This window comes from Blautia sp. MSK17_66 (assembly GCF_020538025.1).
GTDB lineage: Bacteria > Bacillota > Clostridia > Lachnospirales > Lachnospiraceae > Blautia_A.
Genome location: NZ_JAJBNQ010000004.1, coordinates 147,849 through 169,996, shown reverse-complemented (window position 1 = coordinate 169,996; position 22,148 = coordinate 147,849). Strand labels below are relative to the sequence as shown.

Sequence of the window (22,148 nt, the reverse complement as noted above, 5' to 3'; positions counted from 1 at the left end):
TACATCGAAAACCAGGGAGAGAAAAAGAATTGAACATAGCATATCGTTTCCGGATTTATCCAACAGAAGAACAGAAGATACTCCTTGGAAAAACGTTTGGCTGTTGTCGTTTTCTGTACAACCAGATGCTTAATGATGAGAAGAGAAGGAAATGCAATGAATCATATTAGAATTACGAAAAATAATATTCATCATGAAAAATGATAGGATTAATTTACGAGTAATTATATATGCGAGAAAGTGGAGGAAGACATGAGATGATAAATAAATTACACCTGGCAATGATTGAACTATATAGAGGAGATGCAAAGAGAATTCAACATTTCTGTAAAGTGCATAGTTATGCAAAGTTAATTGCCGAAACGGAGAATGTAGACAAGAAAAGTTTGTTTATTATTGAGGCTGCTGCCTTGACACATGATATTGGAATCCATTTCTGTGAAGAAAAATATGGAAATTGTAATGGCAGACTACAAGAGCAGGAAGGTCCTGCAATAGCAGAAAGACTACTCAAAAAATTAGGATTTGATCAGGAGGTATCTGACCGGGTTCAGTATTTGATCGCACATCATCACACATATAATGATATTGATGCAATGGATTATCAAATATTGGTAGAGGCAGATTTTCTGGTAAATATCATGGAGGATAGTCTGACGAAAGAAGCTGCGTTAAAAGCCTATCATAATATTTTCAAAACAGCGTGTGGAAAAACAATTTGCAGAGAAATGTTCGATATTTGACAGAATAAGTTAAAATACAGAGCAGAACCGGATGAATGAAGGTTCTGCTCTGTGTTTTTTCTGTTTATGAAAATACTTCCAGAATGACTGCCTGATAGCCTTCCAGCATAATTTCATTTCCTTCTGTCTTGAGCTGCGGCAGATTGTTCAGCACGATATGTTTGATCTTGGACGGAAGTGTCAGAGTCTGTGGCTGTGTTTTGTAGTTGCCGATCACGAGCAGTGTCTGATCTGCGGACTTTCGGTAGTATGCCATGACGCGGTCCTGATCTTCAAATACAGGAAGCAGATCACCATATACGACAGTTTCGGCATAAGCCGGATCCTTGCGCAGTGCAAGCAGGCGGCGGTAGTACTGATAAACGGAGTCTGGATCATCTTTCTGGCTTTCCAGGTTGATCTTTGTGTAATTGCGGTTTACCTTCAGCCATGGAGTGCCGGCCGTAAAGCCTGCGTTTGCAGAAGCATCCCACTGGAACGGAGTACGTGCATTGTCACGGCTGACACGGTTTACTGCCTTCAGGGCGGCGTCTGGTGTCAGACCGGCATCCAAGGCTACCTGGTACTCGTCGAGTGTTGAAATATCATCTACTTCGTCAATCGACTGGAATTCTACATTTTCCATACCGATTTCCTGTCCCTGATAGATAAACGGAAGACCACGGAGCATGATGTTCATTGTGGCAAGAAGCTTTTTGGCGGTGGAGGTACATTCGCCCTCCGGGATATAACGGGAAACACCGCGCGGTTCATCGTGGTTTTCGATAATATTAGAGAGCATACCGATGTTGCCGATCTTTTTCTGGCTGGCAAAGCAACAGCTACGGTAGTCATTCGGGGTGATCAGAGTCTGGTCGTACCAGCCCTTTTCGCTGCCGCCGAAGATGGTTTCGTTGAAATCAAACATCGTTGAGAAGTATCCGTTGTCACCGATGAAATCCGGAAGTTCCTCCGGTTTCTCATTGAAGACTTCGCCGGCAGTAAAGGCACCGTGCGGAAGGAAAGTGCGGTCACGCATTTCTCCCAGGAATTCGCCGACACCGACTGCATGATTGAGCATCTCGGCCGGGCTGCACATACCATCTGCACGGTCTGCCGGGTAATCCTGCCATGGAAGCGCCTTTTTGATGTTGATGATCGCATCGATACGGAAGCCGGCAAGTCCTTTATCGAGCCACCAGTTGATCATCTTGTAGATTTCATCGCGCAGTTTTGGATTTTCCCAGTTCAGATCCGGCTGTTTTTTGTGGAACATATGCAGGTAATATTTGTCCGGATGGCCCGGGAGCGGCTCCCAGACACTGCCGCCGAAGTAGGAACGCCAGTTGCACGGCAGTTTTCCATCAGGACAGTCTTCAATATAAAAATACTTTCCGTACTCGCCATCCGGATCTTCGCAGGCTTTTTTGAACCATTCGTGCTCATCAGAGCAGTGATTGACAACGAGATCCATCAGGATGTACATATCACGTTTTTTGGCCTCCGCGATCAGACGGTCCATATCGTCCATTGTGCCGAAGCGTGGGTCGATGTTGTAATAATCCGAAATATCATAGCCCTGATCTGCGAGCGGAGAGCAGTAGATCGGAGAGAGCCAGATAATGTCGATGCCGAGGTCTTTGAGGTAATCGAGTTTGCTGATAATGCCCGGAAGATCGCCGATGCCGTCTCCATTGGAATCGAAGAAGCTTTTTGGGTAGATCTGATAGGCTGTTTTTTTGTGCCACCATTTTTTTTGCATAGTAAAATTCCTTTCATTAGTTATAAAAATAGTTATAAAGAGTGTTTGTTATCGGGAAAAGTTTCCGTCATACTTTGCCTTCGGAACTGCAGCGGTGTAAACTGGGTCGCTTTTTTGAATTCCTTCATAAAATGTCCGAGATTATTGAACCCGCTTTCCAGACAGACCTCCGTGACGGGCAGTTCGGTCGTGCACAGCAGCGTTGCCGCATGCCGGATGCGAAAGTCATTGATATAGGAAATGGGTGTTTTGCCGAGGGCTTTTTTGAAAAAACGGCAGAAGTACTGCTCATTCATTCCGGCAAGTGCAGCCAGCTCTCCAAGAGAAAGCGGACGCGGGTAGTTTTGGCGGATATAACTGATCACGGTCTTGAGAAGCTCTACGCGAGGGTTATGTACCGGATCGTTCAGGGTAAGCAGATCATACTCGGCAAGAATTCCGAGAATACTCAAAAGTGCTGCCTTGATCCGCAGTTGTGAAACGGGACTTTCGATTGTAAACTGATCCAGACAGCTCCGGTTTTCGCGGGAAAAGATTGAGCGGATCCGGAAAAATTCCTGCTGTACTTCCGAAAAGGCCGGGTGATCAGATCCAAGAAAAGATGGAAAGGAAAGTTTATGTTCCGATAATGGAAGCAGAAACTGTTCCTGTGCCGGATCTGGAGCGGCGAATGTGAGCAGATCGGGAGAAAAGACGACAGCCTGTTCCTGATACTGTTCAGAATCGGAGGTAAGTGCATGCAGTTCTCCGCTGTTGATAAAACAAAAGCATGGGCTTTTGAGATGAGTCAGCGTCATATTGATATCAACCTGATAAGAGTCCTGCTCAAGATAGATGATCTCGACCGGTTCGTGCCAGTGATGTTTGACCGTAAATGGAAATCCGGGCGGATTGGTTTCAGGCACTGCCTGGTAAAATGCACATGGAAAACTGAAGCTTCCATGCTGCCTTGCTTCTTTTAAGGAAGAAGGAAACTGGCCTTTTTTTTCCTCTGCCATCGTTTTTTCTCCTGTATGGTTGCTGTCATTTGAGTCAGAAAAGTGCCTGTTAATAACGCTATTCTGACTTATAAAAGCACTTTTCAGCTGGTTTTAAGAAAAACTGCCGAAATTATTCCGCTTTGTTATCTTCTACTATAACTGTGACGGAAGAAAAAATCTACTGCTAATATGACAAAAAATTACGGTATTTTGACTTATTGATCAGACTGGAAAGACAGAGATCCAATCTGGACAAACTGTATATAAGAATGATAAGATGAATGTAAAAAAAGGTTCACGAAAATACCTCAGATAGAAGAAAGGAACGGCGGATAAAATGAATTATTTTGACTGTCATGCAGATACACTGACTGAAATTGTAAAACCAGGAGACTGCCTGGAGGAAAACTCCGGTGATCTGGATCTGAAAAGAGCAGGCGATTTTGTAGAAAATTACACGCAGATTTTTGCTGTCTGGAAAGATGCGAAGAAACTGGACAGAGAAGATCCTGACCAGGATTTCCTGAGATTGTATCATCGAGCTATGGCATATCTCGAAGATGAAAACCGTAAGATCACCTTGTGTCTGAATGGAGCAGAAATGGAGAAAGCGCACAGACAGGGAAAAGCAGCCGCATTTTTATCTATTGAAGATATGTCTGTCATGGGAAAATATATCGAAACAGTTTATGAGATGGGATTTCGATTTGCAATGCCTGCCTGGAATTACGAAAATAAATATGCATGTGGCGCAGCCTTTGATCAGAGAAAGGGGCTGACATCTAAGGGAAAAGAAACAATAAAAGCTTTGACAGATCAGGGAATCGTGATAGATATTTCGCATCTGTCGGATCAGGGAGTTGAAGATCTGTTTGAGATAACAGACAGACCGATCATGGCCTCTCATTCGGATGTAAGAGAAGTATGGAACATGCCTCGTAATATTCAGAAGAGTCATCTTGCGGAACTGATCCGCAGGAGGGGAATTATAGGAATGAATTTCTGTGCTGCGTTTGTAGGTGAGAAACCACAGATATCAGATCTTTTGAAACATATGGATGCTGTACTGGAAATGGGCGGGGAGGACTGCCTTGCCATTGGAGGTGATTTTGACGGCTGTAACGGACATTTTCCGGCGGGAATAAATGGAGTACAGTCTATTCCACTCTTAAGGGAGGAAGTTATGAAACATGGTTTTTCAGAAGAACTGACAGAGAAAATCTTTTACGGAAATGCACATCGTTTTGTGATGGAAAATCTATAAAATATGATGTTCTATGAATACAGGGGCTTTTGGTTTGAGACTTTAAACTTTTATGTGACAAAAGGAAGTGCCTGTGATATTATAACAATGATATAAGCGAAAATGACTTTTGCAGAAATGAAAGAACCAGGGGAACAGTTCGAATATATATCGGCTGTTCTTTTTTGGCGTTACGTTAAACAAATAAAAAAGGAACTGGATATGAGAAAAAATCGAAAGAATAACTCCCGTACCCGGGGAAAAAGAATTTGCATTACTGCATTTCTTCTGGCTGGCAGTCTTATGCTGGGAGGATGTGGAGGAAAGAAAGAGAAAACTGCGGACAGTGAACTGCCGGAGATTGTCATCGGAATGGATTATTTTGAACCTTACAGCTATCAGACGAGTGACGGCGAATACAAAGGTATCGATGTGGAACTTGCCCAGGAAGCATTTCAGAGGCTGGGTTATCAGCCGAAGTTTGAGAATATTGTCTGGGAAGACAAGGATGAACTTTTGGCAGACAGGACAATAGACTGTCTGTGGAGCAGTTATTCCATGAATGGAAGAGAAGATAAATATCAGTGGGCAGGTCCGTACCTGTACAGTCGTCAGATGGTGGCCGTAAGAGCCGAGAGTGAAATCAAGAAGGTTCAGGATCTGAAAGGGAAGAGAGTCGCAGTTCAGGCAACTACAAAGGCAGAGGATCTTTTTCTTCATAATATTGATTCAGATCTTCCACAGATGGAGCAGGTAAACTGTTTTTCTACAACGAATGAACTTTATGCCGCACTCAGGAAAAATTATGTGGATGCGATTGCAGGACATGAGGCGATGCTTAATAGTCTGGTACAGGACGGTGAGGGCGCTTATCGTATGCTGGAGGAAAGTATTTATACATCAGAACTTGGAATAGCCTTTAAAAAAGGAACTCATAAGGAATTAGCAGAAGAGCTTACAGAAACGCTCAAGGAGATGCAGGGTGAGGGTATTACAGAAAAAATAGTTATAAAATATGGACTGGATGCGGACAAGATTCTGCCGGGAGGAGAAAATAAATGAACAGACAGATGAGGACGCAGATGCCGCAGACACAGAAAAGAGGGAAAAACACAGGGAAGAAAAAGCAGTTTGACAGAAATGCCTGTTTACTGGTGACTGTACAGATTTTTGTCGGAATCCTGATTTTTCTGCTGCTGACTGCGAGTGATAATAAAAAGCTGAATAATACGCTGGATGAGACATTTGACTTTGCAAAAAACCGGATTGAAAGATATGAGATCTATAATACGAACGACCAGGTGAAGAGTCTGGTACGTCTTATGGATAAGATAACAGAATTGAGCCGGGTTCTGGCGCGGGAGGGAAATCTCAGTGCAGAAATGCTGGATGAATATGCCAGGGAACAGCGTCTGACAGGAATCCTTGTGCTAGATCAGAGCCTGAATGTAGAGGAACAGACGCAGGATGGAGACAGCATGCCGCTGTGGCAGAAACTGATCGAAAGTAATTATGTACGTGATATTATAGACCATCCGGAAAAGACTTATACGACCCGTCTGAGAAACGAAGGAAAGCTCTACGATTTTGCGGCGGTGGCAAGACAGGATGAGACAGGCATCCTGATTTCCTATATGCAGAAAGAGGAAGTAAATGAGCTTAACGGAGATTTGACGATGGCATCGCTATTTTCGGATTTTCCCTTTAAGATGAATGGAAGTATTGTGATCTGTGATGAGGATAAGATTGTCAGTACAAATAAACAGGATCTGGCCGCTCACTCGATAGAAGACTCAAAGTCCCTGTATGAAAATGAATTTAAGGCAGGTGTGAAGGGAATTGTCCGTCTTCATTCAAAGAACGGAAACTGGTATGGACGTCAGGAAAAGATCAAAGATTATGATGCATATATCTTTTTTCCGGAAGTTCAGGTGTACATCACACGAAATATTGTATGTGTAATCTATGTGCTGCTTGCACTGCTTCTTTTTTCTCTTTATCGAGTGAGCAGAAGCAGAACAGAAAAAAGAAGTATCCTTCAGGATCAGAAGAGACTTCGAGTGATCAATGCACTGGGTCATGCATATTCCTCTATTTCTCTTGTGAATTTAAAAACAGAGGAAATAGAAGTTGTAAAATCTTCAAACTATATGAAGCCGGATCAGAAGGGTGACAGGATTTCGAAAGCACATCAGGAAGAACTGATACAGCAGGTTATTGCAGAGCCATTTCAGAAGGCGTATCGGGAATTTGCCGATATGAGTACGGTGGCGAAGCGACTGAAAGAACGTATGACATTGAGTCTTACAGCACGGACAGTGGATGAAAGATGGATGACGATGATCATTGTGCCGCAGGAATATGATAAGGATAAGAACCTGTGTGCAGTCCTGGTTGCGAATCGTGATGTGACAGAAGAAAAAGAACGTGAGATGGAACAGGATAAGAATCTGAGAAATGCACTTGCGGCTGCGGAGCATGCGAACAAGGCGAAGACAGCCTTTCTGAATAATATGTCTCATGATATCCGCACGCCGATGAATGCGATCATTGGATTCACTGCACTTGCGACAGCACATATCGACAGCACGGAGCTTGTTCTGGATTATCTGAAAAAGATCCATACGTCCGGACAACATCTGTTAAGCCTGATCAATGATGTACTGGATATGAGTAGAATTGAGAGTGGTTCCGTCCGGATTGAATATACAACGGTACATCTGCCGGACATTCTGCACGATCTGAGAACAATCATTCAGGGATATGTGTATTCCAAGCAACAGGATCTTTATATTGATACACAGGATGTACTCCATGAAGATATCGTTACCGATAAGCTGCGTCTGACGCAGGTGCTTCTGAATATTATCAGTAATGCTGTGAAGTTTACACCGGTTGGTGGTATGGTTAATATTCGTGTCTCGGAGAAACCATGCAGAAGAGAAGGATATACAACGGTGATCTTCAGTGTGAAGGATAATGGAATCGGAATGTCACCGGAGTTTCGGGAGCAGGTGTTTGATTCATTTTCAAGAGAACATACAGTTACGGAGAATGGAATCGGAGGAACCGGTCTTGGGATGGCGATCACCAAAAATATCGTGGATATGATGGGCGGTACGATCCAGGTTGAAAGTGAAGTGGGAAAAGGAACAGAATTTACAGTCAGGCTTGAATGCGAAACAGCAGGAGTAACAGTGAAACGGGGAGCTATTCCGGAACTTAAGGGAGCACGGGCTCTTGTTGTGGACGATGATGCGGAAACCTGCATGAGTGTAAGCCGGATGCTGCGTGAGATTGAGATGACAGCAGACTGGACTACTTCAGGAAAAGAAGCGGTGCTTCGTGCCAAGGAAGCTTATGAACAGAATCAGGAATTTAAGGTTTATATCATTGACTGGCTGATGCCGGACATGAATGGAATTGAGACAGTCCGCAGGATCCGTATGGTGGTTGGACCTGAGAATCCAATTATCATCCTGACGGCGTATGACTGGTCAGATGTTGAACAGGAGGCAAAGGAAGCGGGTGTAACTGCATTTGTGTCGAAACCTCTGTTTCTTTCAGAACTGCGGGAAGTTCTGATGAATCCGGAGCAGAGAGCACTTCTTAAGAATGAGAATCAGAAGCTTCAAGCAGAAAGCCAGAGAAATTATGAAGGAAAGAAAGTTCTTCTTGTAGAGGACAATGAACTGAATCGTGAGATCGCGACGGCGATCATGCAGGAAATTGGTCTGAGTGTGGATATTGCAGAGGATGGTACGGATGCTGTAAACATCATGTCATCTGCAGAAGGCAGAAAATATGACCTGATCTTTATGGATATTCAGATGCCGAAGATGGATGGCTATACTGCAACCCGAGAGATACGTACGCTTACGGATCTGAAATGTGCAAATATACCGATCATCGCGATGACTGCGAATGCTTTTGAAGAAGACCGTAAAAAGGCGATCAAGGCAGGTATGAACGGTCATATTGCAAAACCGATCAATGCAGATGTGATCCTGGAAAATCTGGATCAGATTTTTGGCAGATAAAAAAGAAAAGGACATCCTGAGTCTAAGGATGTCCTTTTTACTAAAAGGGAGCGTATATATTATCTGTGAAACAGACGTCTGATAAATGCAAGAAGACTGAAATGTTCAGAGTGCATATAATCGTTTATAAAATTGTCACAATACATATACCGTTCCGTTGTAATCCATTCCGGAAGAGTATCCGGTGAATTTGTATAAGTTGCGAATCTCATAATCACGCCTCCTTTAATGAATCCTTATAAGTATTTCTTAAGTTACTTATATTGTAGCACAAAATTAAATAAAAACTATAGGGGATAATTCTAAAAATCAGGGGTTAAATATGTGCTTCCAGCACAATAAGATGATATAATAAGAGAAAAAGAGACAAAAAGGTAAATCAGATGGAAGACAGAGGTGAGGGGATATGAGTTTTACAATAGAAGATATGATACTGACGGCAGAAGAGAGATATGAAATGAAGTTTCTTGCAGGAAAAAATGGCTGGGCAAATTCAATCAGCTGGGTGCATCTTCTGGAAGATACCACGATCATACAGAACTTTTGGGGAAAGGAACTCGCAGTGACAACAGGGCTTGGCTTTCCACAAAAAGAAGACTGGATGAATCTTGCAAGACTGTTGAACAAATATCATGCCTCCGGACTGATCATTAATGTGGGACAGTATATTTATGAGGTACCAGAAGAACTGAAGGCATACTGTGACGAAAATGATCTTCCGCTTCTGACTGTGCCATGGGAAGTACATTTGTCAGATATGATAAAAGATTTCAGTATTCATGTGTTTTTGCAGGATCATACCGATGAGCAGATTGCCTCGGCTCTGATTGCGGCAATTGAGACACCCGAAAACCAGAAGGCATACAGAAAAGAACTGTTGCAGCATTTTGATGTGGATGGAAGTTTTCAGGTATTTTTGCTCACCTGCGAAGGACTGGATTCTATGGATACGGTAGAGAGAAGAAAGCTGTCTTATCGAATACAGGTATATCTTGAGGACATTTCGCACAATGCCAGTTTCTTTTATTATAATTCGGATTTTGTGCTGGTAGCCAATGCACTTTCGGAAGAGTATTTGTGTAATCTTGTAGAAAAAGCCTTAAAAAGAGGAAAAAGGCGTATGCCGAGATTGGAATTGTGTGTCGGGATCGGGAGCAGATGTATAGATATTTCACAGCTCTCTGTAAGTTATCAGAGGGCAAAAGCGGCAGCACAAATGGCTGTGACACACAAAAAACAGGTGGTAAAGTTTGATGACTGCGGATTGTTCCGCCTGCTTTACAGGGTAGAAGACAAGAAGATTCTGGAAGAAATAGAAAGAGAATGTCTTGAAGCACTGGAAGAATATGATCGCAGATACCACGCGGATTACGTGGAAACGCTAAAATCGTATCTGAAACATAATGGAAGTATCCAGGCAGTGGCTGCAGAATTGTATACTCATCGTAACACAGTGTTATACCGAATTGGCAATATCAGAAAAATTCTGGGAAATGAACTGAAGACACCGGAAGAGAGACTGCCCTATCAGATTGCTTTCTATATCCGAAGTATGCACGGCTCAAAGGAGTAAAATTTCGTGAAAAGAAAATTTTACCGTTTACACATCTTCTTATTTGGCTTAATATAGAAATATTAGGCTGAAGAGATTCAGCCTTTATCAAACTTTATTTGAAGAGGGGAAATTGAAATGAAAGAAAAAGGAAGCAGCTTTTCCGGCTCCATAGGATTTGTCCTGGCAGCAGCCGGAAGTGCCGTAGGCGTTGGGAATATCTGGAGATTCCCGTATCTCTGTGCAAAAGACGGAGGTGGTCTGTTTCTTCTGGTTTATCTGGTGCTGGTACTTACTTTTGGTTTTGTACTTCTGACAACAGATGTTGCAATCGGACGAAAAACAAAGAAAAATGCATTGAGAGCTTTTGAAGCACTTAATCCAAAGTGGAAATTTTTGGGACATTTGACATTTCTGGTTCCGGCACTGATCATGACATACTATTCTGTCATCGGTGGATGGATCGCAAAGTACTTTTTTATTTATGTTGTGTCTGATGGAAAGGAAGCGGCAGCAGATGGATATTTTACATCGTTTATCACATCGGATATTGCACCGATCGTATTTATGCTGATCTTTCTGGCACTGACCGCCTGGATCGTATTTCGTGGTGTGGAAAAGGGAATTGAAAAGTTTTCCAGAATTATCATGCCGGGGCTGATCCTTCTGATTCTGGTTATTGCTGTTTTTTCACTGACTCTGTCTCATACGGATGCAGATGGTACTGTTCGTACCGGTCTTCAGGGACTGGCTGTTTATATCAGACCGGATTTTAGCGGTCTGACAGTAAAGCGTTTCCTTGAGATTCTTCTGGATGCGATGAGCCAGCTGTTCTTTTCTTTAAGTGTATCGATGGGAATTATGATCACCTATGGTTCTTATGTAAAGAATGAAGTGAATTTGAATAAGGCGACAAATCAGATTGAAATTTTTGATACCGGAGTTGCATTTCTTGCAGGAATGATGATCATCCCGGCTGTCTTTGTGTTCCTTGGAAACGATGGAATGGCTTCCGGGCCAAGCCTGATCTTTATCTCTTTGCCAAAGGTATTTGAAGCCATGGGAATCTTCGGCCGTCCGGTGGCAATCCTGTTTTTCCTGATGATGGGATTTGCGGCACTGACCTCCTGTGTATCGGTTATGGAAACTCTGGTTGCAAACTGCATGGAGCTTTCTCATAAACCACGTAAAAAAATGTGCGGCGTGGTCGGAGTATATTCTCTTATTACGGCAGTGCTGATCTGCCTTGGGTATAATAAACTGTATTTCGAACTGAAACTTCCAAATGGTTCTGTCGGACAGCTCCTGGATGTTATGGATTATATCAGCAACAGTTTTTTGATGCCATTTATCTCACTTCTGACCAGTATCCTGATCGGCTGGGTGATCGGACCCGACTGGATCATAGGAGAGGTGGAGCGAAACGGGGAACATTTCAGGCGGGCCGGTTTATATCGATTTATGATTCGCTATGTAGTGCCGATCGTCATGTTGATTCTGTTCCTGGTATCTGCCGGATTTGCCGACTGGATATAATAATTGGATAAGTTTTCTGAGAAGATAATGACTCTTATCTGCTCAGATAAAAACAGCCGAATACTTCTGATTCTGTAAACATGATCAAAAGTATCCGGCTGTTTGTTATTTCGTAATATAGGTCTTTAACAGTTCAAAGGTGCAGCGAACTCCATTTACATGGGAACGTTCATAGTTGTGGGAAGCATAGACACCGGGTCCGATCAGGCCGTGACGGATATCGTAGCCGGCACGTAAAGAAGCCTCTACATCAGATCCATAATGTGGATAAATGTCAATGGCATAATCCAGCTTCTGCTCTCTGGCAATATTAGAAAGTGTGGTTACCAGGTCATAATTATAAGGGCCGCCGGAATCTTTGGCACAGATAGATACCATCCGTTCTGTACAGCCAAGATCGGCACCGACACAGCCCATATCTACAGAAAGCATTTCTTCGGTATCCTGAGGGATAAAACATCCGCCGTGTCCCACTTCCTCATAGACTGTAAACAACAAAGATACTTTACGGTTCAGTTCCCAGTCTTCGTCCTGGATAGCCCTGGCAAGTCCAAGAAGGATAGCAGCAGAGAGCTTGTCATCCAGAAAACGGCTTTTGATGTATCCACTTTTGGTAATAACTGTGCGGGGATCCATGGCGATGATGTCTCCGGTCTGAATGCCGAGGGCCAGAACATCTTCTTTGGAGGATACATTTTCATCCAGCAGAATTTCCATGTTCTCTTCCAGAGTTTCAACTTTTTGATCTGCAACATGGGCAGATGGTTCGGTGTTTAACACCACGCCGGTGTAAACTCTGCCGTCCCGGGTATGGATAGTGCAGTTTTCTCCGTCAGCGGTAGACCACTGATGACCACCGAGGGTTGTAGGACGAAGGCGTCCATTTTCCTTGATGGAACGAACCATAGCACCTAAAGTATCAACGTGAGCAGCCAGTACCAGAGGCGAGCCGCTTCCTCCCAGAGTGACAGATACATTTCCTTTATTGGAAAGTTCTGGAGTATATCCAAGGGAAGTCAGTTCTGCCAAAAGGTAATCGGCTGCTTTTTTGGTAAAGCCGGTCGGGCTTGGAATAGCAGTCAGTGCGTATAATTGTTCTGTGATAAAATCCATATAAGAACTCATGTGTCGGTTCCTCCTGATTTGTAATAAAAAGTACAGCCCCATCAGAGGGCTGTTGTCGGATAAAGCTTTTCTGCCGGAATAAAAATCTGTCATGCGGCCGAAAAGCTTCGCATATCATTGTAACTATCGGAATAAAAAAGTCAATCAGATTTTGCAGATTTTGGAAAAATCATAGTTTCACGGACATTTCACATTATAATGTCCGCGAACAAAATACAAGTGTGTGAAAAATAAAAACAAATTCCCTGATTTAGCTTGACACTAATGTGGTAAAGTAGGTATAATATTGTCATATTGTCGACAACTTACAATCGACAGAATAGATAAAAAAGAGAGAAGATAGAGAGGAAAGGTGTAAAATATGACAAAATACACAGTACGAAGAGTCTGTATGGCATTTGTTACATTGCTGCTTGTTGCCAGTATTACGTTCTTTCTGATGAATGCTATTCCGGGTAATCCCTGGTTATCAGAAAAGACACCATCTGAGGCAACTATCCAGGCACTGAATGCAAAATACGGACTGGACCAGCCTAAGTATATCCAGCTGGGTAAATATCTGAAGAATCTGGCACAGGGAGATTTTGGAACCTCCATTAAGATGCAGAAGAACCGTCCGGTTCTGAGCATCATCAAGGAAATGTTCCCTGTTTCTGCAAAAGTCGGCAGTATTGCTCTTTTATGGGCAGTGCTCGTAGGTGTTCCCCTTGGATGTCTTGCAGCCTTCAAGAGAGGAACCTGGGTGGACAGCTTTTTGCGAGTGCTGTGTACCATCGGTATTTCAATGCCGGGATTTGTTGTAGCTACACTGTTGCTGCATACGTTCTGTGGAGGTATTGAAGGTCTGAAAGTTTTTCCGGCACTGTTTGACGGAACAACGGCAAGTTACGTACTGCCGTGTGCAGCTCTTGGATTTTATCCTATGTGCTATCTTTCCAGACAGACCAGGACATCCATGCTGGATGCCATCAATCAGGAATATATCAAGACAGCCAGAGCAAAAGGTCTGAAAAACAATAAGATTATCTTCAAACATGCTCTGCGTAATGCGCTGATTCCGGTTATCACTTATCTCGGACCCCAGATCGCATTTACACTTTGCGGTGGTCTTGTAGTAGAAACTGTATTTTCAATTCCGGGACTGGGAAGATATTTTGTACAGGCTATCCAGAACCGTGACTATCCGCTGATCATGGGAACAACGATTTTCCTGGCAGCATTTATTATCGTGATGAACCTGATCGTAGACCTGTGCTACAAACTGGTGGATCCGCGAATTAATCTGGTAAAGGGAGGAAACTAAAAGGTTATGTCTGATAAGAAAAGATTTCATAAACCGGGTTCTCTTCAGCCAAATATTGAGGACATCCTCCAGTGGAATGACCTGCCGGCAGATGCTTTTGAACCGGCAACATCTGAAGAGAAAGAGAATTTTATTCAGGACCGCAGAAGTGTGTCCTATTGGAAAGATGCATGGAGACGTCTTCGCAAAAACACAGTAGCGATGGTGGCACTGGTTATTATTATCCTGCTGGCAATCTTCGCATTTGTAGGACCGGCTGTTGTTCCGTATACATACAAACAGCAGATCCGTGGCTCAGAAGCTTTACATCCATGGCACTACAGCCTGGAAGATCAGGAAAAGATCAATGCTTACATGGAAGAGCACAGTGGTGCCGGTAAGCTGTCCCCTGATGAAGCAGTAGAACAGGCACGTAAAGAAGCAGAAGCCAAGGGTACCACTTTAAGCCGTGTGGATGAAGCCAAGATCCGTGCCAAAGCAAACGTATCCCAGCAGGAAGCAAGTAACAATGAAGAAAAAGTCACAGAGGCAGATGCTGTCAAAGCACTGGGTATCAAGCACAGTATGTTTGGTTACTCCAATAAAGAACTTCAGAAAAAAGCTGAAGGTGAAAAAGTATTCCCGCATGTATTTGGTACTGACGATCAGGGACGTGATATCATGGTCCGTGTAATGGTCGGAGCCAGAGTATCTATTATCGTAGGTGTCTGTGCAGCACTTCTGGTACTGGTTATTGGTGCACTGTATGGTTCTATTTCCGGTTACTGTGGCGGCATGGTTGATACTGTGATGCAGCGTATCGTTGAGATCATTTACTCTATTCCGGAGATGCTGATCATCCTTCTGTTATCTGCAACTCTGAAACCGGCACTGGAACAGTTCCAGAATTCCGGGGATGGTATTTTACAGAGTCTGGTAACTCTGCTTGGACCAAATCTGATCTCAATGTTTATTGCTTTTGGTCTTCTGTACTGGGTAACTATGAGCCGTATCATCCGTGGACAGATCCTGCAGTTAAAACAGCAGGAATATGTAACAGCAGCCAGAGCACTTGGTGCCAAGGGTGGACGTATCATCACAAAGCATCTGCTTCCGAACTGTATCGGACAGATCGTTACGACTACTTTCCTGCAGATCCCTTCAGCAATCTTCCTGGAATCCTTCTTATCTTTCCTGGGTGTTGGTGTATCAGCTCCGCTTACCAGTCTTGGATCCATGTGTTCCGAAGCACTGAGCGGACTCACAACTTATCCATACCGACTGTTCATTCCGGCAGTGATCTTAAGTGTTATGATCCTGTCTCTGAACCTGTTTGGTGATGGCCTTCGTGATGCATTAGATCCTAAGCTGAAAAAATAAGAAAGGGAGAAACATAATGGAACAGAATAAAAAAACTGACAAGCTTTTGGAAGTCAGAGATCTCCAGGTTTCTTTCTTCACTCCGGCAGGAGAAGTAAAAGCAGTAAATGGAATCAGTTATGATTTGAATTATAATGAAGTAATGGGTGTTGTTGGTGAGTCCGGATCCGGAAAAAGTGTGGAAGCTTATTCCATCATCGGTCTCTTACAGAATCCAGGTAAAGTAATTGGCGGATCCATTACTTTTGAAGGCCAGGACGTACTGGCCAAGACTCCGGCAGAGATGGTCAACTTCCGAGGAAGTGAAGTGGCAATGATCTTCCAGAACCCGATGACCTGTCTGAACCCGGTATATACGATTGGGAACCAGCTGGTTGAGGCATTAAAAGCTCATGACAAGAACATCAGCAAAGAAGATGCTCAGAAACGTGCCATGGCAATGCTTGAGGAAGTAGGTATCAATAACGTTGAAAAACGTATGAAACAGTATCCGCATGAACTCTCAGGTGGTATGCGTCAGCGTGTTATGATCGCAATGGGTCTGATCTGTCATCCGAAGCTTCTGATCGCAGATGAGCCGACAACGGCACTTGATGTAACGATCCAGGCACAGATTCTTGAACTGATGAAAAAACTTCAGAAGACAAATCAGATGGGTATTATTTTCATCACACATAACCTCGGCGTTGTGGCAGAGATCTGTGACAAAGTATCTGTTATGTATGCAGGTAAGATGGTAGAGCAGGGACCAGTCGATGATATTTTCTATGCACCGGGCCATCCTTATACCAGAGGTCTTCTTCGCTCCATGCCGCGAGTAGACGCAGACAGCTATGAACGTCTGATCCCGATCGAGGGAACTCCGGTAGATATGCTGAATCCTCCGGAAGGATGTCCTTTTGCACCGCGTTGTGAAAGTGCCATGAAGATTTGTCTGCAGAAGATGCCGCCATATGTAGAACTGGGCGAAAACCACAGAGCTGCATGCTGGCTGTGTGTGCAGGATCAGATAAAGGCACAGAAAGCAGCAGACAAAAATACAGAAAAAACGGAGGCAGGCAGCCATGAGTGAGAAAAATGATACTCTTGTTCGGGTTGAACACCTGAAAAAATATTTCCCGGTCAAAGGCATTAAGGGACCTGGAGTACAGGCTGTAGAGGATATCTCCATTGAGATCAAGAGAGGAGAGACTCTTGGACTGGTAGGGGAATCCGGTTGTGGAAAAACAACCTTCGGCCGTACAGTATTACAGTTATATAATCCTACTTCCGGAAAGATCATTTATGACGGAGAAACAATTTTTGAGGGACAGGATCCCTGGAAACGAGATGAGAATGGAATCCTTCATCCGGTAAAAGTCCCGAAGGCAAAACAGGTGAACATGCTTCCTTACCGTCGTAAGATGCAGATCATTTTCCAGGATCCATCTGCAAGTCTTGACCCGCGTATGACGGTCGGAGAGATTATTGGCGAGGCACTTGATATTCACAAGTTATATGCCAGCAAGAAGGACAGAACAGACCGTATCAAGGAACTGCTTGGACATGTAGGTCTGAATACAGAGCATGCAAACCGTTATCCTCATGAATTCTCCGGTGGACAGCAGCAGCGTGTCGGTATCGCACGTGCACTTGCAGTAAATCCGGAATTTATCGTGTGTGACGAACCAATCTCCGCGCTGGATGTTTCTATCCAGTCTCAGGTTGTAAATATGCTGGAGGATATGCAGCATGAGATGGGACTTACCTATCTGTTTATTGCTCATGACCTTTCGGTTGTAAGACATATTTCTCATCGTATCGGTGTTATGTATCTGGGTACAATGGTTGAGCTTGCAGAAAGCTATGAGCTGAACCGCAATCCTCTGCATCCATACACCAAGACACTGCTTTCTGCTGTTCCGGTACCGGATCCTGAGGTAAGCAGAAGCAGACAGCGAATCGTACTGGAAGGAGATATTCCGTCTCCTATGAATCCGCCAAGCGGCTGTAGATTCCATACACGTTGTCCTTATGCTACTGAGAAATGTAAACAGGTCGTACCGACATTCAAGGAATATGACAAGGGTCACTGGGTGGCATGTCATCTGCTTGAAAAGTAAAGGTATTGCATGTTATTAATTCAAGATATACAGGACTCCCTGTTTATCAATAAAAAGAGAAAAGGAGAGAGGATATATGAAGAAGAGAGTCTTATCTATCCTGTTAGCTGCAACATTTACCGTATCTATGTTTGCTGGTGCAACAATGGTAAGTGCAGCTGAGAACGAAGCAACAGAGGAAACTGCAAGTACTGGTGATTTTAATATCACAGTAAACCTGGCTTCTGAGCCTCAGACAATGGATCCGACACTTAATACTACCAGTGATGGCAGTAACATGGCTAACCATCTGTTTGAAGGTCTGATGAAATGGGAAGACAGTGGTGTAGAAGTAAATGGCAGTGACGGTACTGCTAACAGTGCACAGCTGGCTCCAGGACAGGCAGAAAGCTACGAAAAAACAGAGAATGAAGACGGAACTGTAACTTATACCTTCAAACTTCGTGATGGAATCAAATGGTCTGACGGTAAAGATGTAACAGCAGGTGATTTTGAATATGCATGGAAACGTCTTGTAGATCCTGCAACAGCAGCTGATTACAGCTACATGCTGGATTGTGTTGTTAATGCCAACGAGATCATCGCCGGTGAAAAAGATGCATCTGAACTGGCTGTTAAAGCAGTTGATGACAAAACATTCGAAGTAACTCTCGTAAATGATCTGCCATATTTTGAAGAACTGTGTGCTTTTCCGGCTATGATGCCAGTACGTCAGGATGTTATCGAAGAAGCTGGAGATAACTGGACATTTGATGTTTCAACATACATCTCCAATGGAGCCTACAAAATGAAAGAGTGGACTCATAACTCTCAGATCGTGGTAGAAAAGAACGAAAACTACTATGATTATGAGAAACTTGGACCAGAAACAATCACATTCAAGCTGATGGATAACCAGAACGCTATGCTTTCCGGATTCAATTCCGGTGAGCTTGATTTCATCGAGGATGTTCCGCAGGCAGAGATCGCTAACCTGATCGCTTCCGGTGATATGAAGATCGTAGACTATATCGGAACATATTATGTATGTTTCCAGACTCAGAAAGCACCATTCGATGACCCGAGAGTTCGTAAAGCATTCTCTCTGGCAATCGATCGTACTTATATCGTAAATCAGGTTACACAGTCCGGACAGGTTGAAGCTGGCGGATTTGTACCGGCTGGTGTTTACGATGCTGAAGGAGCAACCGGAGATGACTTCCGTACAGTTGGTGGAGATTACTACAAACCTACAGATGCTGACTATGAAGCGAACTGTGAAGAGGCGAGAGCACTTCTTGCTGAGGCAGGATATGAAAACGGAGAAGGCTTCCCGGTTGTAGAATATCTCTATAACACAAGTGATGCTCACAAAGCTGTAGCAGAAGCTCTTCAGTACATGTGGGAAGAAGAACTTGGCGTAAAGGTTACTCTGAATAACCAGGAATGGGCAGCATTCCTTCAGACACGTAAGGATGGAGATTACTCTATCGCACGTAACGGCTGGATCGCTGACTACAATGACCCGATTTCCTTCCTTGATATGTGGATGACTGGCGGCGGAAACAACGACGCTCAGTATTCAAACGAAGAGTATGATTCTCTTATTAAAGAAGCAAAAACCACAACAGATGTCAAAGAACGTATGGAACTGCTTCATAAAGCTGAGGATAAGATCATCGGCGAAGACAACGCTTTAGCTCCGCTGTACTTCTATACTCAGAAATACATGCTTGCAGATGGTATCGAAGGAATGTATTATTGCCCACTTGGATATTTCTTCTTCGGATATACCCACCAGGCATAAGATTATTTTATAAAGATACGGCCCGGATATAGTGTCCGGGCTGTTTTTCTCGAAAAACTAAGGAGATTGTGATATGAAAGCCTATGAACGCTTTTTGAAATATGTAACTGTCTGGACTTCAAGTGATGAAGACAGTACAACGGTTCCAACTACCAAAAGACAGTTGGATCTGGGAAATCTTCTCGTTGAGGAGATGAATGAACTCGGTCTTTCCGATGTTAAAATTGATGAATATGGTTATGTTTATGGATATCTTCCGGCTACGGAAGGAATGGAAGAGGTACCGGCTCTTGCTCTGATCGCCCACATGGATACTGCTCCGGATTATAGTGGATGTGGCGTAAAACCACAGATCATCCCGGATTATAACGGAGAAGATGTAGCACTGGGAACTTCCGGGAAAGTGCTTTCTGTCAGAGATTTTCCAAGATTAAAAACATATAAAGGAAGAACACTGATCACAACAGATGGAACTACACTTCTGGGTGCAGATGACAAAGCAGGAATTGCAGAAATTCTTACAGCTGCAGAAGAGCTGATGAGAGACAAGATCCCTCATGGAAAAATCTGCATCGCCTTCACACCGGATGAAGAGGTAGGCGGAGGGGCAGACTATCTGAAGATTCCTGAATTCGGGGCAGTTTACGGTTATACGCTGGATGGAAGCCATGAAGGAGAGATCCAGTTTGAAAACTTCAATGCAGCCAGCGCAGAAGTGGTAGTACATGGCGTAAATGTTCATCCGGGAAGCGCCAAGGATATTATGAAAAATGCCCAGACCATTGCCATGGAGTTCCATGGAATGCTGCCAAAAGATGCATGTCCGGAAAAAACAGAGGGATATGAGGGATTTTATCATCTGACAGATTTTAATGGAAATGTAGAACAGGCAGTGATGAAATACATTATCCGTGATTTTGATTCAACATTATTCGAGGAAAAACAGGAGAAAATGCGTCAGGCAGCAGCCCAGATCAATACCATTTACGGAGAGGGGACAGCAGAGGTAAAACTTGAAGAATCTTACCGTAATATGAGAGAAAAGATCGAACCATGTATGCAGCTGATTGACTATGCGAAAGAAGCCTGCAAAGAGGCAGGGGTAGAGCCGGATATCGCTCCGATCCGTGGCGGTACAGATGGTGCCCGTCTAAGCTTCAGAGGACTGCCGTGTCCGAATCTCGGTACCGGCGGAGATGGCTTCCATGGTCCGTTTGAACATATTACGGTGGAAGGAATGGATCAGTCCGTAGAAATCATCAAAAACATTATCAAAAAAATGTGATGCTTTTGTGATAACACTTTACAGTGAAAAAGAATTTAGATATAATATTTTATGGTAAAGTGATAAAGTAACAGATAACTGAAGATGCACTGTCAGTCCATGCAGGTGCATCACAGCTATAATATAGCAGGGAGACATATGAGCGAATTATTGTACAAAACATTAAGAGAGAGTGTAGTGAATGCTATCCGGGCCAAGATCATGAATCATCAGATCCGTCCGGGTGAGCGGATTGTGGAACTGGAACTGGCACAGGAATTTCATACAAGCAGAGGTCCGATCCGTGAAGCACTGCGTCAGCTGGAGATTGAGGGGATTGTAGAATATACCAGAAATGTGGGATGCTCCGTGCGTAATTTTTCCGTTAAGGATTCTTATGAAGTGTATCTTCTTCGTACCAATTATGAAATAGTCAGCATACGTCTGCTGAATGGAAAGGTGCCTGAAGATACGATCAGGAATATGGAAAACATTCTGGAACATATGAAAAGTATTCCTGTAAATGAATTTGACCGTGTGTTTGAATATGACAACCAGTTTCATGAACAACTGGTATTGATGTCAAAACTTCCGCGGCTTGAGAAGGCATGGAAAGAACTGTATTACAGCAATCTGCTGGCAGGATACAATTTACTGGCAGAAAAAGAAAAAATACTGGAACGACAGTATGATAATCATATTGCCATCCTGGAGGCATGCAAAGAGGGAGACTGTAACAAGATCTGCCAGGAAGTCAAAAAGCATTACTGGACAACCATTTTCCGTATGCTGCAGGATCAGAAACTTGAAGAATCTGATCTGAAGAAGAGTTGGATGATGGCAATATAAACTGAAGCTGTGGAATTTGAGAAGGAGATACAGTGTATGGAACATACAATAAATCCTGTGTATGATGAGAACTCCAGAATACTGATCCTTGGAAGTTTTCCGTCGGTAAAGTCCAGGGAGCAGAAATTTTTTTACGGGCATAAGCAGAATAGGTTCTGGAAAGTGGTTTCAGGGATTCTTGGCTGTAAAGTGCCTCAGACAATTGAGGAGAAAAAGGAGATGCTTCTGAAACATCACATCGCAGTGTGGGATGTAATACAGAGCTGTGAGATTGAAGGCTCTTCAGATGCAAGTATCCGGGACGTAATACCAAATGATCTGTCGGAGATTCTGAGAACAGCAGATATTCAGGCAATTTATACAAATGGCGGCAAGGCATATGAACTGTATCAGAAGTATATTTATCCTGTAAACGGGATCGAAGCACATAAGCTTCCATCGACCAGCCCGGCCAATGCAGGTTATTCTCTGGAGAGGCTGAAAGAGGCCTGGAAACAGATTGGTGAATATATTCACTGAAGCCGA

Annotated in this window: 19 protein-coding genes; 15 read left to right on the top strand and 4 right to left on the bottom strand. The window is 43.5% G+C overall.

All coding sequences use genetic code 11. From position 1 onward, the window contains the following. Positions 1 to 29: 29 nt before the first annotated feature. Together LIR34_RS03750 and LIR34_RS03745 are read left to right on the top strand one after the other, a co-directional pair. On the top strand, positions 30 to 170 hold the full coding sequence (locus LIR34_RS03750) for a helix-turn-helix domain-containing protein (protein ID WP_330603595.1): 141 nt from the start codon (positions 30 to 32) through the stop codon (positions 168 to 170). Between the two features lie 87 nt (positions 171 to 257). After that, positions 258 to 743, top strand: coding sequence for an HD domain-containing protein (locus tag LIR34_RS03745; RefSeq protein WP_161285883.1), 486 nt, complete (start codon positions 258 to 260; stop codon positions 741 to 743). A 64-nt stretch (positions 744 to 807) separates the two neighbouring features. Here LIR34_RS03745 and LIR34_RS03740 read toward each other — a convergent pair whose 3' ends face one another. Beyond that, positions 808 to 2,484 carry a glycoside hydrolase family 13 protein gene (locus LIR34_RS03740; protein WP_173901843.1) on the bottom strand — a complete coding sequence of 559 codons (1,677 nt, stop codon included), beginning with the start codon at positions 2,482 to 2,484 and terminating at the stop codon, positions 808 to 810. A gap of 32 nt (positions 2,485 to 2,516) precedes the next feature. Beyond that, positions 2,517 to 3,482, bottom strand: coding sequence for a helix-turn-helix domain-containing protein (locus LIR34_RS03735; protein WP_173901844.1), 966 nt, complete (start codon positions 3,480 to 3,482; stop codon positions 2,517 to 2,519). A gap of 319 nt (positions 3,483 to 3,801) precedes the next feature. Here LIR34_RS03735 and LIR34_RS03730 point away from each other — a divergent pair, with 319 nt between their 5' ends. The 3 genes from LIR34_RS03730 (at position 3,802) to LIR34_RS03720 (ending at position 8,747) form a co-directional block, all read left to right on the top strand. Beyond that, positions 3,802 to 4,728 (top strand): dipeptidase, encoded by a 927-nt coding sequence (locus tag LIR34_RS03730; RefSeq protein ID WP_173901845.1) that lies wholly within the window; start codon positions 3,802 to 3,804, stop codon positions 4,726 to 4,728. 201 nt (positions 4,729 to 4,929) lie between these two features. Further along, positions 4,930 to 5,769: a substrate-binding periplasmic protein gene (locus tag LIR34_RS03725; RefSeq protein WP_173901846.1), complete on the top strand. Its 840-nt coding sequence runs from the start codon at positions 4,930 to 4,932 to the stop codon at positions 5,767 to 5,769. Continuing rightward, positions 5,766 to 8,747 carry a response regulator gene (locus LIR34_RS03720; protein WP_161285878.1) on the top strand — a complete coding sequence of 994 codons (2,982 nt, stop codon included), beginning with the start codon at positions 5,766 to 5,768 and terminating at the stop codon, positions 8,745 to 8,747. Before LIR34_RS03725 ends, LIR34_RS03720 begins: the two co-directional genes overlap by 4 nt. 59 nt (positions 8,748 to 8,806) lie before the next feature. Here LIR34_RS03720 and LIR34_RS03715 read toward each other — a convergent pair whose 3' ends face one another. Continuing rightward, entirely contained in the window at positions 8,807 to 8,959 is a 153-nt protein-coding gene (locus LIR34_RS03715) for a hypothetical protein (protein WP_161285877.1), read from the bottom strand. A gap of 194 nt (positions 8,960 to 9,153) precedes the next feature. Between LIR34_RS03715 and LIR34_RS03710 the strand changes: the two genes are divergently transcribed. Further along, positions 9,154 to 10,320 (top strand): PucR family transcriptional regulator, encoded by a 1,167-nt coding sequence (locus LIR34_RS03710; RefSeq protein WP_173901847.1) that lies wholly within the window; start codon positions 9,154 to 9,156, stop codon positions 10,318 to 10,320. Between the two features lie 117 nt (positions 10,321 to 10,437). Continuing rightward, entirely contained in the window at positions 10,438 to 11,835 is a 1,398-nt protein-coding gene (locus tag LIR34_RS03705) for a sodium-dependent transporter (protein WP_173901848.1), read from the top strand. Positions 11,836 to 11,940: 105 nt separating this feature from the next. Here LIR34_RS03705 and LIR34_RS03700 read toward each other — a convergent pair whose 3' ends face one another. Further along, positions 11,941 to 12,960: a M42 family metallopeptidase gene (locus LIR34_RS03700; RefSeq protein ID WP_173901849.1), complete on the bottom strand. Its 1,020-nt coding sequence runs from the start codon at positions 12,958 to 12,960 to the stop codon at positions 11,941 to 11,943. A gap of 361 nt (positions 12,961 to 13,321) precedes the next feature. Here LIR34_RS03700 and LIR34_RS03695 point away from each other — a divergent pair, with 361 nt between their 5' ends. The 8 genes from LIR34_RS03695 to LIR34_RS03660 all read left to right on the top strand — a co-directional run bounded on the left by LIR34_RS03695 (position 13,322) and on the right by LIR34_RS03660 (position 22,142). Further along, positions 13,322 to 14,263, top strand: coding sequence for an ABC transporter permease (locus LIR34_RS03695; RefSeq protein WP_173901850.1), 942 nt, complete (start codon positions 13,322 to 13,324; stop codon positions 14,261 to 14,263). Positions 14,264 to 14,269: 6 nt separating this feature from the next. Beyond that, on the top strand, positions 14,270 to 15,622 hold the full coding sequence (locus tag LIR34_RS03690; protein ID WP_173901851.1) for an ABC transporter permease: 1,353 nt from the start codon (positions 14,270 to 14,272) through the stop codon (positions 15,620 to 15,622). 16 nt (positions 15,623 to 15,638) lie between these two features. Continuing rightward, positions 15,639 to 16,694: an ABC transporter ATP-binding protein gene (locus tag LIR34_RS03685; RefSeq protein WP_161285871.1), complete on the top strand. Its 1,056-nt coding sequence runs from the start codon at positions 15,639 to 15,641 to the stop codon at positions 16,692 to 16,694. Next, positions 16,687 to 17,724, top strand: a complete 1,038-nt coding sequence (locus LIR34_RS03680) for an ABC transporter ATP-binding protein (protein ID WP_161285870.1) — start codon at positions 16,687 to 16,689, stop codon at positions 17,722 to 17,724. Before LIR34_RS03685 ends, LIR34_RS03680 begins: the two co-directional genes overlap by 8 nt. Positions 17,725 to 17,800: 76 nt before the next feature. Next, positions 17,801 to 19,510, top strand: coding sequence for a peptide ABC transporter substrate-binding protein (locus tag LIR34_RS03675; RefSeq protein ID WP_161285869.1), 1,710 nt, complete (start codon positions 17,801 to 17,803; stop codon positions 19,508 to 19,510). Between the two features lie 73 nt (positions 19,511 to 19,583). After that, a complete protein-coding gene (pepT, locus tag LIR34_RS03670) occupies positions 19,584 to 20,795 on the top strand; it encodes a peptidase T (RefSeq protein WP_173901852.1) in 1,212 nt (403 codons plus the stop codon). 138 nt (positions 20,796 to 20,933) lie between these two features. Next, positions 20,934 to 21,623 carry a GntR family transcriptional regulator gene (locus LIR34_RS03665; RefSeq protein WP_173901853.1) on the top strand — a complete coding sequence of 230 codons (690 nt, stop codon included), beginning with the start codon at positions 20,934 to 20,936 and terminating at the stop codon, positions 21,621 to 21,623. A gap of 36 nt (positions 21,624 to 21,659) precedes the next feature. Continuing rightward, positions 21,660 to 22,142 (top strand): DNA-deoxyinosine glycosylase, encoded by a 483-nt coding sequence (locus LIR34_RS03660; RefSeq protein WP_161285866.1) that lies wholly within the window; start codon positions 21,660 to 21,662, stop codon positions 22,140 to 22,142. The last annotated feature ends 6 nt before the right edge of the window (positions 22,143 to 22,148 follow it).

Excerpts from the sequence above, each read along its gene's own strand:
- LIR34_RS03675 (WP_161285869.1), top strand. The coding sequence starts at position 17,801 with ATGAAGAAGAGAGTCTTATCTATCCTGTTAGCTGCAACATTTACCGTA.
- LIR34_RS03720 (WP_161285878.1), top strand. The coding sequence starts at position 5,766 with ATGAACAGACAGATGAGGACGCAGATGCCGCAGACACAGAAAAGAGGG.
- LIR34_RS03740 (WP_173901843.1), bottom strand. The coding sequence starts at position 2,484 with ATGCAAAAAAAATGGTGGCACAAAAAAACAGCCTATCAGATCTACCCA.
- pepT (WP_173901852.1), top strand. The coding sequence starts at position 19,584 with ATGAAAGCCTATGAACGCTTTTTGAAATATGTAACTGTCTGGACTTCA.
- LIR34_RS03665 (WP_173901853.1), top strand. The coding sequence starts at position 20,934 with ATGAGCGAATTATTGTACAAAACATTAAGAGAGAGTGTAGTGAATGCT.
- LIR34_RS03660 (WP_161285866.1), top strand. The coding sequence starts at position 21,660 with ATGGAACATACAATAAATCCTGTGTATGATGAGAACTCCAGAATACTG.
- LIR34_RS03710 (WP_173901847.1), top strand. The coding sequence starts at position 9,154 with ATGAGTTTTACAATAGAAGATATGATACTGACGGCAGAAGAGAGATAT.
- LIR34_RS03680 (WP_161285870.1), top strand. The coding sequence starts at position 16,687 with ATGAGTGAGAAAAATGATACTCTTGTTCGGGTTGAACACCTGAAAAAA.
- LIR34_RS03690 (WP_173901851.1), top strand. The coding sequence starts at position 14,270 with ATGTCTGATAAGAAAAGATTTCATAAACCGGGTTCTCTTCAGCCAAAT.
- LIR34_RS03745 (WP_161285883.1), top strand. The coding sequence starts at position 258 with ATGATAAATAAATTACACCTGGCAATGATTGAACTATATAGAGGAGAT.
- LIR34_RS03695 (WP_173901850.1), top strand. The coding sequence starts at position 13,322 with ATGACAAAATACACAGTACGAAGAGTCTGTATGGCATTTGTTACATTG.
- LIR34_RS03735 (WP_173901844.1), bottom strand. The coding sequence starts at position 3,482 with ATGGCAGAGGAAAAAAAAGGCCAGTTTCCTTCTTCCTTAAAAGAAGCA.
- LIR34_RS03700 (WP_173901849.1), bottom strand. The coding sequence starts at position 12,960 with ATGAGTTCTTATATGGATTTTATCACAGAACAATTATACGCACTGACT.
- LIR34_RS03730 (WP_173901845.1), top strand. The coding sequence starts at position 3,802 with ATGAATTATTTTGACTGTCATGCAGATACACTGACTGAAATTGTAAAA.
- LIR34_RS03685 (WP_161285871.1), top strand. The coding sequence starts at position 15,639 with ATGGAACAGAATAAAAAAACTGACAAGCTTTTGGAAGTCAGAGATCTC.
- LIR34_RS03725 (WP_173901846.1), top strand. The coding sequence starts at position 4,930 with ATGAGAAAAAATCGAAAGAATAACTCCCGTACCCGGGGAAAAAGAATT.
- LIR34_RS03705 (WP_173901848.1), top strand. The coding sequence starts at position 10,438 with ATGAAAGAAAAAGGAAGCAGCTTTTCCGGCTCCATAGGATTTGTCCTG.
- LIR34_RS03715 (WP_161285877.1), bottom strand. The coding sequence starts at position 8,959 with ATGAGATTCGCAACTTATACAAATTCACCGGATACTCTTCCGGAATGG.